11 protein-coding genes are annotated in these 13,283 nt (G+C 67.8%); 10 read left to right on the forward strand and 1 reads right to left on the reverse strand.

Annotated features, from left to right (window positions below; translation table 11 throughout):
* Positions 1–56: 56 nt before the first annotated feature.
* On the reverse strand, positions 57–1,064 hold the full coding sequence (locus KL771_RS21775) for an extracellular solute-binding protein (RefSeq protein WP_261970606.1): 1,008 nt from the start codon (positions 1,062–1,064) through the stop codon (positions 57–59).
* A 338-nt stretch (positions 1,065–1,402) separates the two neighbouring features.
* Between KL771_RS21775 and KL771_RS21780 the strand changes: the two genes are divergently transcribed.
* From KL771_RS21780 to KL771_RS21825, 10 genes are all read left to right on the forward strand, one after another.
* Positions 1,403–2,194, forward strand: coding sequence for a DeoR/GlpR family DNA-binding transcription regulator (locus KL771_RS21780; RefSeq protein ID WP_261970607.1), 792 nt, complete (start codon positions 1,403–1,405; stop codon positions 2,192–2,194).
* Between the two features lie 231 nt (positions 2,195–2,425).
* Positions 2,426–3,979: a glycerol-3-phosphate dehydrogenase gene (gene glpD, locus KL771_RS21785; protein ID WP_261970608.1), complete on the forward strand. Its 1,554-nt coding sequence runs from the start codon at positions 2,426–2,428 to the stop codon at positions 3,977–3,979.
* On the forward strand, positions 3,976–5,064 hold the full coding sequence (locus KL771_RS21790) for an ABC transporter ATP-binding protein (protein WP_261970609.1): 1,089 nt from the start codon (positions 3,976–3,978) through the stop codon (positions 5,062–5,064). The genes glpD and KL771_RS21790 overlap by 4 nt, the downstream gene beginning before the upstream one ends.
* Before the next feature lie 11 nt (positions 5,065–5,075).
* Positions 5,076–6,164: an ABC transporter ATP-binding protein gene (locus KL771_RS21795; RefSeq protein WP_261970610.1), complete on the forward strand. Its 1,089-nt coding sequence runs from the start codon at positions 5,076–5,078 to the stop codon at positions 6,162–6,164.
* A 3-nt stretch (positions 6,165–6,167) separates the two neighbouring features.
* Positions 6,168–7,064, forward strand: a complete 897-nt coding sequence (locus tag KL771_RS21800) for a carbohydrate ABC transporter permease (RefSeq protein WP_261970611.1) — start codon at positions 6,168–6,170, stop codon at positions 7,062–7,064.
* A 5-nt stretch (positions 7,065–7,069) separates the two neighbouring features.
* A complete protein-coding gene (locus tag KL771_RS21805) occupies positions 7,070–7,864 on the forward strand; it encodes a carbohydrate ABC transporter permease (protein WP_261970612.1) in 795 nt (264 codons plus the stop codon).
* The gene (locus KL771_RS21810; RefSeq protein WP_261970613.1) at positions 7,864–8,190 is read left to right on the forward strand and encodes a DUF2160 domain-containing protein; all 327 of its coding nucleotides are present in this window, start codon (positions 7,864–7,866) and stop codon (positions 8,188–8,190) included. Before KL771_RS21805 ends, KL771_RS21810 begins: the two co-directional genes overlap by 1 nt.
* A 115-nt stretch (positions 8,191–8,305) precedes the next feature.
* Positions 8,306–10,009 (forward strand): ABC transporter substrate-binding protein, encoded by a 1,704-nt coding sequence (locus KL771_RS21815; protein ID WP_261970628.1) that lies wholly within the window; start codon positions 8,306–8,308, stop codon positions 10,007–10,009.
* A 188-nt stretch (positions 10,010–10,197) separates the two neighbouring features.
* A complete protein-coding gene (glpK, locus tag KL771_RS21820) occupies positions 10,198–11,688 on the forward strand; it encodes a glycerol kinase GlpK (protein WP_261970614.1) in 1,491 nt (496 codons plus the stop codon).
* A gap of 197 nt (positions 11,689–11,885) precedes the next feature.
* Positions 11,886–12,671: a hypothetical protein gene (locus KL771_RS21825; protein WP_261970615.1), complete on the forward strand. Its 786-nt coding sequence runs from the start codon at positions 11,886–11,888 to the stop codon at positions 12,669–12,671.
* Positions 12,672–13,283: the final 612 nt, after the last annotated feature.

The raw sequence follows: 13,283 nt of genomic DNA on the forward strand, positions 1-13,283 counted from the left end.
ACCCCACCGGTCGCAAACGGCGTCCCCCGGGGCGGGACGATCGGATCAGCGGCGCGTCAGCGCTCGATGTCCTTCTTCCACCGGGTCAGGATGGCGTCGCGGTTGCGGGCCGAGGCCTCGAAGTCCATCTTGAACAGGATCGGCGCGACATTGGCCGGCAGGCCGGCCTTCTGCGCCTCCTCCGAGACCTTGCCGCCCGGAATCGTCACGATGCCCTTGTAGGCCGAGTAGAGATCGACCGCCTGGGTCGAGACCGACCAGTCGAGGAACTTCTTCGCATCGGGCTTGTTCTTGGCCGTCTTGACCAGACCGTTCGCCTCCAGCTCGTAGCCCGCGCCTTCGGACGGGATGACCATCTTGATCGGGAAGCCTTCGGCGATCGACTTGATGGCGACGAACTCGTAAGAGAGGCCGATGGCGAACTCACCCGCGCGCGCCGACCGGCAGGGCTTGGAGCCGGACTTGATGTACTGGTTGATGTTGGCGTCCAGGTCCTTCAGGTATTTCCAGCCCTTCTCCTCGCCGAGGCCCTGCAGCAGCGCGACGATCTGGAGATAGCCGGTGCCCGAGGAAGCCGGGTTCGGCATCACGACTTCGCCCTTGTAGACGGGCTTGAGCAGATCCTGCCAGCTGGTCGGCATCGGCAGGTTCTTGGCCTTCAGGACCTCGGTGTTGACGCAGAAGGCCGCCATGTAGCCGGTGGTCGCGACCCAGCGGTCCTGGGCGTCGCGGAACTTCGCGTCGAGCTTGTCGGCATCCTTCGGCTTGTAGGATTCGAGCGAATTGAGGATGCGCGGGTCGACCATGTTGGTGACCGCGAAGCCCCAGATCACGTCGTGCTTCGGGTTCTCCGCCTCGGCGACGATGCGCGCCGCCAGGTCGCCGGTCGACAGGCGCAGCACGTTGACCTTCACGTCCGGATTGGCCTTGTTGAAGCCCTGGACGTAGGCCTTGATCTCGTCTTCCTCATAGGCGGTGTAGACGGTGATCTCGCCGGCCCGCGCAAGGCCGGTCGTTACCAGGATCGCGACGCCAAGGGTCGCGAGGCTTTTGAACGGGCTCACCATAATCACACTCCCCTGCCTTCAGATGGCCGGCCCCGATCGGACGCGCCAGCCATGGTCGGCCGGCCGCCCGTCAGTCCGTCCGGCGGCCGCGCTCCCACGCCTGAAGCCTATCCGGTCGTCCGACCCCGATCGGCCGGCCTGCGTCACGACTGTCACAAAATCGTCGTGAAAAGTAAATTTCAGAATCGCGCCATAAAGCGTGTTTCGGACGAGATGTTTCGCCAGCCCGCCGGGCGAAAGCCGGCCGGTTCGAATATTTTCGTTTGGTTTCGCGTGCTTGACAGCGGCCGCGCGGCGCCGTCTCCTGCCGCAAAAGCCCCCAGGGAGCGCGCCCCATGTTCCTGCCGTCGCCGCGTCAGACCCAGATCCTCGCGCTCGCCCGGCAGATCGGCAGGGTTTCGGTCGACGATCTGGCGGAGCGCTACACCGTCACGCCGCAAACCATCCGCAAGGATCTGAACGAGCTTTGCGACCGCGGCCTGCTGACCCGCACCCATGGCGGCGCCATTCTCTCGTCGGGCGTCGAGAACGTCGCCTACGAGGCGCGCCGGCAGCTCGCCAATGCAGAAAAGCGCGCCATCGGCCAGCGCGCCGCGGCCCTGATCCCGAACGAAGCCTCGCTATTCATGAATATCGGCACGACCACCGAGGAGGTCGCCCGCGCGCTGGTCGGGCGCGAGGGCCTGCTGGTCATCACCAACAACATCCACGTCGTCTCGATCCTGCTGCCGAGCCCGCGGGTCGAAGTGATCGTCGCCGGCGGCCTGGTCCGCCGCACGGATGGAGGCATCGTCGGCGAGGCGACGATCGATCTCGTCAGCCAGTTCCTGGTCGACTACGCGATCATCGGCGCCTCGGCGATCGGCGAAGACGGATCTTTGCTCGATTTCGACTATCGCGAGGTTCGCGTCTCGCAAAAGATCATCGAGAACGCACGCCACGTCATCCTGGTCGCCGATTCCATGAAGTTCACCCGTTCGGCCCCCGTGCGCATCGGTCACATCTCGCAGGTCGACGTCTTCGTCACCGACCGGCGCCCGTCCGACGCCCTGATGGACATCTGCCGGCGCGACGACGTGACCGTCGAGGTCGCAGCCTCGGAGTTCGACGGCGCCGACGACTCATAAGCCTGCTCACGAGTTCGACGACGGCGACGACTCAGCTTGAAGGCGGCGACGACACATAGGCGTCGAGCCGGGGCCGAGGGATCGGCGATTCGCCCGAACCGATGCGGGCCGTCACGTTCGATTTTTTCGTTTGACTTTCGTTTTTGCTTCGAACAGCATCCTCCCGAAAGCGGCGGGCTCGACCGCGCCGTGCGAGGGTCCCCGTTGTGGCGACCCCGGGAGGGAATGGAAATGGGAGTGGCGGAGCGAAGCTACGACCTTGCGGTCGTGGGCGGCGGCGTGAACGGTTGCGGCATCGCGCGGGACGCGGCCGGCCGGGGTCTGACCGTACTTCTCGCCGAGCAGGGCGATCTGGCCAGCGCGACGTCGTCGGCCTCGACCAAGCTCGTCCATGGCGGCCTGCGCTATCTCGAATATTACGAGTTCCGGCTGGTTCGCGAGGCGTTGATCGAGCGCGAGGTGCTGCTGCGCGCCGCGCCGCATTTCATCTGGCCGCTGCGTTTCGTGCTGCCGCACCACCGCGGCCTGCGTCCGCGCTGGATGATCCGTCTCGGCCTGTTCCTTTACGACCATCTCGGCGGCCGCAAGATCCTGCCCGGCACCCGCGCGATCGATCTCAGGCGCGACCCGATCGGCGCGCCGCTCCGGCCGGAATTCCGGTTCGGCTTCGAATATTCGGACTGCTGGGTCGAGGATGCCCGCCTCGTCGTGATGAATGCACGCGATGCGGCCGACCGCGGCGTCGACATCCGCACCCGCACCCGCGTCGTCTCCGCCCGCCGCGAGGACGGCCTGTGGCGCGTCCGCCTTGAGGATCGCCGCACCGGCGCCATCTCGGAGATTCGCGCCCGCGCGCTGGTCAACGCCGCCGGTCCCTGGGTGTCCGCGTTTCTCGGCGGCGCGCTCGGCCGCAACGATCCCGACCGCGTGCGCATGGTCAAGGGCAGCCACATCGTGGTGCCGAAGCTCTACGACCACGACCGCTGCTACATCTTCCAGAATGCCGACGGCCGCATCTGCTTCGCGATCCCCTACGAGCAGGATTTCACGCTGATCGGCACCACCGACCTCGACTATCGCGGCAATCCCGGCGAGGCGGCGATCGACGCGTCCGAGATCGCCTATCTGTGCGAAGCGGTCAGCGCCTATTTCGTCAAGCCGGTCAGCCCCGCCGACGTGGTCTGGACCTATTCGGGCGTGCGCCCGCTCTATGACGACGGCGCCTCCAAGGCGCAGGAGGCGACCCGCGACTACGTGCTGAAGCTCGAAGGCGGCGACGGCCAGGCGCCGCTGCTCAACGTCTTCGGTGGCAAGATCACGACGGCGCGCAAGCTCGCCGAGGCCGCGCTGGAGAAGCTCGCCGCCGCCTTCCCGGCCATGGGCGCGCCCTGGACCGATACCGGTCACCTGCCGGGCGGCGACATCGCGGTCGCCTCGGTGCCGGCGGCGGTCGCCGATCTCCGCACGCGCCATCCCTACCTGACTGAACGGCACGCCGCGCGCCTGTTCCGCTATTACGGCACCAAGGCGCTCGCCATGCTCGGCGACGCCCGCAGCCTGGCCGATCTCGGCCGCCTGTTCGGCGCCGACCTGACCGCCCGCGAGGTCGACCACATGATGCGGACCGAATGGGCCGAGACCGCCGAGGACGTCCTCTGGCGGCGCTCCAAGCTCGGCCTGCGCTTCAAACCCGACGAGGTTGCCGCCTTGGAGTCCTACATGGCCGCCCGCCGCGGCGATGTCGCAACCGGCGCGGTCCTGGCCGCCCAGGGAGGCCGGTCGTGACGCTTCGCCTCGAAAACGTGTCGCGCGTGGTCGGCGCCGAGACCCACATCCATCCGACCACGCTGACGCTCGAAAAGGGCACCATCAACCTGCTGCTCGGCCCGACGCTCTCGGGCAAGACCAGCCTGATGCGCCTGATGGCCGGGCTCGACCGGCCGACCGCCGGCCGGATCGTCATGGACGGCGTCGACGTGACGGGCCTGCCGGTGCGCGAACGCAATGTCGCGATGGTCTACCAGCAGTTCATCAACTACCCGTCCATGACGGTCTACGAGAACATCGCCTCGCCGCTGCGCGTGAAGGGCGCTCCGAAGGCCGAAATCCACCGCAAGGTCATGGAAGCGGCGGCGCTGCTGCGGCTGGAATCGCAGCTCGACAAGACGCCGCTGCAGCTGTCCGGCGGCCAGCAGCAGCGTACCGCCATCGCCCGCGCGGTCGTCAAGGGCGCCGGGCTGGTCCTGCTCGACGAGCCGCTTGCCAATCTCGACTACAAGCTGCGCGAGGAGCTGCGCGTGGAATTGCCGCGCATCTTCGACAAGACCGGCGCGATCTTCGTCTATGCGACCACCGAGCCGACCGAGGCGCTGCTCCTCGGCGGCAACACCGCGACATTGCGCGAGGGCCGCATCACCCAGTTCGGCCCGACCGTCGAGGTCTACCGCCGGCCGCATGATCGCACCACGGCCGAGACCTTCTCGGATCCGCCGATGAACTTCGCCCGCGCGACGGTGCGCGGCGGCCGGCTGTCGCTCGGCAGCGTCGCCGACACGCCCGCCGTCGGGCCGCTCGCCGGTCTCGCCGAGGGCGACTACTGGCTCGGCTTCCGGCCGCACCATGTCACGCTCGGCGCCGAGAGCCCGCGCGCCATCAAGGTCTCGGCCAAGGTGGCGGTGACCGAGATCACCGGTTCGGAGAGCTTCATCCATGTCGATGCCGGCACGGAGCGCTGGATCGCGCTGGTGCCGGGCGTCGTCGAATACCTGCCGGAGACGGTGATCGACATCCATCTCGATCCGGACCGGTTCTTCGTCTTCGGCACGGACGGGCGCCTCGCGGCGGCCCCGACCGGCGTGGCGGCGGCCTGAGGGAGACCAGCATGGCCAGGATCGAACTCGCCCGCCTCGCCCATTCCTACAAGGCCAATCCGTCGAAGCCGTCGGATTTCGCCCTGAAGGAGATGACCCACACCTGGGAACATGGCGGCGCCTATGCGCTGCTGGGTCCGTCGGGCTGCGGCAAGACCACGCTTTTGAACATCATCTCCGGCCTGGTCACGCCGAGCCAGGGCGCGGTCCTGTTCGACGGGCGCGACGTGACGCGGCTGCCGACCGAGAAGCGCAACATCGCGCAGGTGTTCCAGTTCCCGGTCATCTACGACACCATGACGGTGGCGCAGAACCTGGCCTTCCCGCTCAAGAATCGCGGCGTCGACCGCGCGACCATCGACCGGCGCATCGCCGAGGTGTCGCGCATGCTCGGCCTCGAGCGCGAGATGAACCGGCCGGCGCGCGGCCTGACCGCCGACATGAAGCAGAAGATCTCGCTCGGGCGCGGCCTGGTGCGTGCCGATGTCGGCGCCATCCTGTTCGACGAGCCGCTGACCGTGATCGACCCGCACATGAAATGGCTTCTCCGGGCGCAGCTGAAGCGCGTCCACGAGGAATCCGACGTGACCATGATCTACGTCACCCACGACCAGACCGAGGCGCTGACCTTCGCCGACAAGGTCGTCGTCATGTATGACGGCGAGGTCGTCCAGCTCGGCACGCCGCAGGAACTGTTCGAGCGTCCCGAGCACACTTTCGTTGGCTATTTCATCGGTTCGCCCGGGATGAACGTGCTGCCGGCGCAGATCGACGGCGACCGCGCCCATGTCGGGACGGCCGAGATCCGGCTCGGCGCCGGCTACGCGCCGCTGGCCGCCGGGGTCAAGTCCGAGATCGGCATCCGCCCGGAATTCCTCCGGCTCGCCGCCGGCGGCGAGGGTTTCCCGGTCGCGCTGAAGCGGGTCGAGGATATCGGCCGGCACAAGATCCTGCGCTGCGAACTGGACGGCCGGCCGCTCGCCGCGATCGCTCCGGAAGCGGCCGAAATTCCCGCCGACGGGATCCGGCTCAGCGCCGACCCCGCCCATGTCCACGTCTATGCCGACGGCCACCGCGTGCCGGCGTCCGGGAGGGCCTGAGCCATGGACAAGCCCCTCCACCACCGCGCCTGGTTCCTGGTCCTGCCGGCCTTCCTGCTGGTCGTCTTCAACGCCGTCGTGCCGATGATGACGGTTGTCAACTATTCGGTCCAGGACACCTTCGGCAACAACCAGTTCTTCTGGAACGGCATCGGCTGGTACCAGGAGCTGCTCGATCCCTCGACCGAACTCGGCGGGCGCTTCTACGACAGCCTCGGCCGGAACCTGTTGTTCTCCGGGATCATCCTGGCGATCGAGGTGCCGCTCGGCGTGCTCGTCGCGCTGTCCATGCCGCGGTCCGGCTGGCGGGTGGCCGCCTGCCTGGTGCTGATGGCGCTGCCGCTCCTGGTGCCGTGGAACGTGGTCGGCACGATCTGGCAGATCTTCGCCCGCGAGGATATCGGCCTGTTCGGCTATTTCGTGAACCACATCCTCGGCATCCCCTACAACTACACCTCCGGCGTCTTCTCGGCCTGGTTCACCATCGTGGTGATGGATGTCTGGCACTGGACCAGCCTGATCGCGCTGCTCTCCTATGCCGGCCTGAAGTCGATCCCGGACGCCTACTACCAGGCTGCCGCCATCGACGGCGCCTCGCGCTGGGCCGTGTTCACGACGATCCAGCTGCCGAAGCTGCGCCGGGTGCTGCTGATCGGCGTGCTGCTGCGCTTCATGGACAGCTTCATGATCTACACCGAGCCCTTCGTGGTCACCGGCGGCGGTCCCGGCAACTCGACCACCATCCTGTCGATCGATCTGGTCAAGATCGCGCTCGGCCAGTTCGACCTCGGCAAGGCCGCCGCCATGTCGATCGTCTACAACCTGATCATCCTCGCCGTCTGCTGGGTCTTCTACACCGTGATGACCCAGGTCGACGCCCAACGGCCGAAGGAGGGCTGATCGTCATGCGGCTCCGCAGCCTGATCCTGACCGTCTATCTCGTCTTTCTGACGCTGCCGATCTATTGGCTCATGAACATGAGCTTCAAGAACAATTCCGAGATCACCAACCAGGGCTTGACGCTGTTCCCGCGCGAGTTCACGCTGAAGAACTACATCAACATCTTCACCGACCCGGCCTGGTACATGGGCTATGTCGACAGCCTGATCTATGTCGCGCTGAACACGCTGATCTCGATCTCGGTCGCACTGCCGGCCGCCTATGCCTTCTCGCGCTACCGCTTCCTCGGCGACAAGCACCTGTTTTTCTGGTTCCTGACCAACCGGATGGCGCCGCCGGCGGTGTTCGCGTTGCCCTTCTTCAATCTCTATTCTGCGGTCGGCCTGTTCGACACGCATTGGGCCGTCGCGCTCGCCCACACCATCTTCAACGTGCCGCTGGCCATCTGGATCCTGGAGGGCTTCATGTCCGGCGTGCCGCGCGAGATCGACGAGACCGCCTTCATCGACGGCTACTCTTTCCCGCGCTTCTTCGTGAAGATCTTCGTGCCCCTGATCGCCAGCGGCATCGGGGTGGCGGCCTTCTTCTGCTTCATGTTCTCGTGGGTCGAGCTGCTGCTTGCGCGCACGCTGACCAACAACATGCCGATCTCCTCGATCATGACCCGCACGGCCTCCTCGGCCGGCATGGACTGGGGCCAGCTGGCGGCGGCCGGCGTGCTGACCCTGGTGCCGGGCGCGCTCGTGATCTGGTTCGTGCGCAACTACATCGCCAAGGGCTTCGCCCTGGGGAGGGTGTGATGGAGAGCCTTGCCTGGATGGCCTGGACGCCGGCGACCCTGATCTTCTACGGCCTGATCGCGCTCGGCCTCGGCACGCTGACCGTGTTGGCGGTGCGCCATCCCGAGGTCGAGCGCGTCGGCATCCTGCGCATTCCGACCACGCGCGGCGACCGCTTCTTCATCGCCCTGCTCGGCTCGGCCTTCATCCATCTGATCTTCCTGCCGCTGTTCGGCGCCGACACGATCGCGACGCTGCCGGTTGGCGAAGGTCTCGAAGTCTCGCGGCTGTGGCTGGCGAGCGGCATTTCCCTTCTCTACGCCGCGGCGGTGTTCCGCTGGGTGTGAGGGGTTCTGCGACGGAGGGCCGGCGTGCGGGCCCGATCGTCGAAATGGGAGGCGCACGCAAATTCGGGAGGAATCAATGTCCGCAACCAAGAAGACGTTCGGTCTGGCCGGTCTGATGATCGCGCTGGCCTCGACGACCGCCATCGCCGGCATGGACGAGGCGAAGAAGTGGATCGACAGCGAGTTCCAGCCTTCGACGCTTTCCAAGGAAGCGCAGATGAAGGAGATGGAATGGTTCGTGAACGCCGCCAAGCCCTTCGTCGGCATGGAGATCAACGTCGTCTCCGAGACGATCACGACCCACGAGTATGAATCCAAGACCCTGGCCAAGGCCTTCACCGAGATCACCGGGATCAAGCTCAAGCACGACCTGATCCAGGAAGGCGACGTGGTCGAGAAGATCCAGACCCAGATGCAGTCGGGCAAGAATGTCTACGACGGCTGGATCAACGATTCCGACCTGATCGGTACCCATTTCCGCTACAAGCAGGCCATCGCGCTGTCGGACTGGATGACCGGCGAGGGCAAGGACGTGACCCTGCCGACGCTGGACGTGAACGACTTCATCGGCAAGTCCTTCACCACCGCCCCGGACGGCAAGCTCTACCAGCTGCCCGACCAGCAGTTCGCCAACCTCTACTGGTTCCGCTACGATTGGTTCACCAATGCCGAGTACAAGGCCAAGTTCAAGGCCAAGTACGGCTACGAGCTCGGCGTTCCGGTCAACTGGTCGGCCTATGAGGACATCGCCGAGTTCTTCACCAACGACATCAAGGAGATCGGCGGCGTCAAGGTCTATGGCCACATGGACTATGGCAAGAAGGACCCGTCGCTGGGCTGGCGCTTCACCGACGCCTGGCTGTCGATGGCCGGCAACGGCGACAAGGGCATCCCGAACGGCCTGCCGGTCGACGAATGGGGCGTGCGCATGGAGGGCTGCCGCCCGGTCGGCTCCTCGGTCGAACGCGGCGGCGACACGAACGGCCCGGCGGCCGTCTACTCGATCGTCAAGTACCTGGAATGGCTTAAGAAATATGCCCCGCCGCAGGCGCAGGGCATGACCTTCGGCGAAGCCGGTCCGGTGCCGGCCCAGGGCAACATCGCCCAGCAGATCTTCTGGTACACCGCCTTCACGGCCGACATGGTCAAGCCCGGCCCGGTCGTCAATGCCGACGGTTCGCCGAAGTGGCGCATGGCCCCCTCGCCGAAGGGCGCCTACTGGAAGGAAGGCATGAAGCTCGGCTACCAGGACGCCGGGTCCTGGACCCTGCTCAAGTCGACCCCGGTCGACCGGCGCAAGGCCGCCTGGCTCTATGCCCAGTTCATCAATTCCAAGACCATCTCGCTGAAGAAGAGCCATGTCGGCCTGACCTTCACCCGCGAGAGCGACATCTGGGATAAGTCCTTCACCGAGCGGGCGCCGAAGCTCGGCGGCCTGATCGAGTTCTATCGCTCGCCGGCGCGCGTGCAGTGGACCCCGACGGGCAACAACATCCCGGACTATCCGAAGATGGCCCAGCTCTGGTGGCAGAATATCGGCGACGCCTCCTCGGGCGCCAAGACCGCGCAGGCGGCCATGGACAGCCTCGCGGCGGCCCAGGACTCCGTGCTCGAGCGCCTGGAGAAGTCCGGCGTGCAGGGCGAATGCGGTCCGAAGCTGAACAAGAAGGAGACCGCCGAGTTCTGGTTCGCCAAGTCGGCCAAGGACGGCAACATCGCCCCGCAGCGCAAGCTCGCCAACGAGAAGCCGAAGGGTGAGACCGTCGACTACGACACCCTGATCAAGTCCTGGCCGGCGACCCCGCCGAAGAAGAGCTGATCGCAGCCCGGGCGTCGTCCGATGCCCGGTCGCCAACACGGATGCGGGGGAGGGTCGCAAGGCCCTCCCCCGTTCCACGACCGCTTCGCCACGGCCCGTTGACGGCTTGCCCGGACCGGCCGGGCGGTGCGAAGTGATGATCGAGACAGAGCCAAGGCGCGGCAGCCGACTGAACCGGGGGAAACCGCATGACCTTCATCCTCGCGATCGACCAGGGCACGACCTCGACCCGGTCGATCCTGTTCCGCGGCGACCTGACCATCGCGGCGGTCGCCCAGGAGGAGTTTCCGCAGCACTATCCGGCCTCCGGCTGGGTCGAGCACGACCCGGAGGACCTCTGGCGCACGACCGTGACGACCATGCGCGCCGCGCTCGCCAAGGCCGGCGCCGCCGCGGCCGACGTGGCCTCGATCGGCATCACCAACCAGCGCGAGACGACCGTGGTCTGGGACCGGGCGACCGGCGCGGCGATCCACCGGGCGATCGTCTGGCAGGACCGGCGCACGGCCGAGACCTGCGCGCGGCTGAAGGCCGCCGGCCACGAGCCGGCCGTCGCAGCCAAGACCGGCCTCCTGCTCGATCCCTATTTCTCCGGCACCAAGGTGGCGTGGATTCTCGATCACGTCCCCGGCGCGCGGGCGCGGGCGGAGCGCGGCGAACTGGCCTTCGGCACCGTCGACTGCTTCCTGCTCTGGCGGCTGACCGGCGGCCGGGTCCACGCGACCGACGCCACCAACGCCTCGCGCACGCTCCTCTACGACATCCATCGCGGCGCCTGGGACGAGGATCTGTGCCGGCTGATCGGCGTGCCGATGGCCATGCTGCCGGAGGTGCGCGATTCCGCCGCCGCCTTCGGCACCACCATCTCGGACCTGATCGACGGCCCGGTCGCGATCTCCGGCATCGCCGGCGACCAGCAGGCGGCGACCGTCGGCCAGGCCTGCTTCCGGCCCGGCATGATGAAGTCGACCTACGGCACTGGCTGCTTCGCGCTCCTCAACACCGGCGAGAAGCCGGTCGCCTCGAAGAACCGGCTCCTGACCACCATCGCCTACCAGCTCGGCGGCAAGCGCACCTATGCGCTGGAAGGCGCCATCTTCATCGCCGGCGCGGCCGTGCAGTGGCTGCGCGACGGGCTGAAGGTGATCGGCTCGGCCGAGGAGAGCGGCGCGCTCGCCGCCACCGCCGATCCGGCGCAGGACGTGATCCTGGTACCGGCCTTCGTCGGCCTCGGCGCACCCTATTGGGATGCCGACTGCCGCGGCGCGCTCTACGGGCTGACGCGCGGCACCTCGGCGCGCGAACTGGCGCGGGCCGCACTCGAAAGCGTCGGCTACCAGACGCGCGATCTGGTCGAGGCGATGCGCGGCGACTGGGCCGGCGATGCGGATACGGTGCTGCGGGTCGACGGCGGCATGGTCGCCTCGGACTGGACCATGCAGTTCCTGTCCGACATCCTCGACGCGCCGGTCGACCGGCCGAAGGTCCTGGAGACGACCGCGCTCGGCGCCGCCTATCTGGCCGGCCTGCAGGCCGGCGTGCTGCCCGAGCCGGCCGTCTTCGCCGAAGGCTGGGCGCTCGACCGGCGCTTCCGCCCGGCCATGGACGGCGAGACGCGCGGCCGCAAGGTCGCGCTCTGGCAGGATGCCGTCGCCCGCACGCTGACCCGGCGGGACTGACGGCGGCACGGCTGGCCGCCGGACGATGCGGGCCGCATCGGGGCGGGCCGCATCGGAGTAGCCCCCGAGCCGGGGCACGGGTCGATCCCGGTTCGTTGGCGACATGTTCCCTGGGGAACTGAAGGTCGGCGCGGCACGGGGCAGGATCGGGACATCAACGGCGACCCTGCCGTCCCGAACCCGAAAGGACCCCGACCATGCGCACCGTCATCCTCGCCGCCGCCGCTGCTGCCGCTCTCGCCGCCACCGCACTGCCGGCGTCCGCCGGCTGGTCCGGCCACCAGGGCCACAAGAGCTGGAAGGGCGGCCACCAGGGCGGCTACGGCTACCAGAAGCGCCACTTCAAGCGGTACGACTATGGCTACCGCAGCGACCGCGGCGCCTATCGCTACGGCTACAACGACGGCAGCAGCTATCGCCGCGGCTACAGCTACGGCACCGGCTACGGCTATCGTCCGAGCACCGGCTATGGCTACGGCTACGGCACGGTGCCGAACGGCACCGGCGCCAACGGCGGCACGGCGATCATCGTCCAGCCGCCCGTCGAGGGGGCCGGCGAAACGGACAAGGCCCCGACGCTGGGCACCGTGGTTCCCGGCAATCCGCCGCCGGCCGGCCTCGCGACGGGTGTCCCGGCTGCGGCCGGGATCGGCCCCGCGACCGCCGGCAAGCTGCCCGGCAAGGCCGCGGTGGTCGGAACGGGCGCGGTGGTGACCGGCGTCCTGCTCGGCGCCAAGCCGCCCGTCGGCGCTCCCGCAGCCGGCAATGCGCCGCCCGCCCCCGTCGTCGGCGCTCCGGCCGTGATCCCGACCCCCGCGGCGGTCAAGGCCCCGGTCGCCGACGCGGAAGTCGAGGAACTGGACGCCGAGGAGACCTGCCCGGCGCCGGATGCCCAGGCCGCAGCCACCCCCGCCGGCGCGCCGACCGCGACTGTGGCGGCCACCGCCGGCAAGAGTCCGGAGGCCGCCAAGGCCTGCCCCTGAACGCTCCGGCCTGCCTTGCCGACCGTCCCCCGACCCTGCCCGGCCGGAGCCTCGCGCTCCGGCCGGGATTGCGTTGCGGGACGGGCAATCACCTCCCAATGCACCAAGCCCGGGTACCCCGCCCGATCCCTCGGCCGCATCCCCGGACAAGGCCCGTGAGGACCGCCGATCCGGGGCCTACTCGCCCTGCAGCGGCGTCAAGATCGTCAACCGATTCAAGCTCTTGCGGCAAGTTGACGGCAGAGTGGGTCCCGGCTCTCGGCTTCGCTGCGGCCGGGAATACGCTGCGGGATGGCGCGTAGCTTCACACATGCGAGGACTCCCAACCGATCTCCCGGCCGATCTCCCCACCGATCTCCCGGTCGCATCCCCGGACAAGGCCCGAAGGGCCGCAGATCCGGGGCCTACTCGCTCCGCAACGGCATCCAGATCGCCAACCGATTCAAGCTCTTGCGGCAAGTTGACGGCAGGGTGGGTCCCGGCTCTCCGCTGACGCTGCGGCCGGGAATGCGCTGCGAGATGGCGTAGACCTTCGCACATGCGAGGACTCCCAACCGATCTCCCGGCCGATCTCCCCACCGATCTCCCGGTCGCATCCCCGGACAAGGCCCG

It is taken from the genome of Prosthecodimorpha staleyi, from assembly GCF_018729455.1.
GTDB lineage: Bacteria > Pseudomonadota > Alphaproteobacteria > Rhizobiales > Ancalomicrobiaceae > Prosthecodimorpha > Prosthecodimorpha staleyi.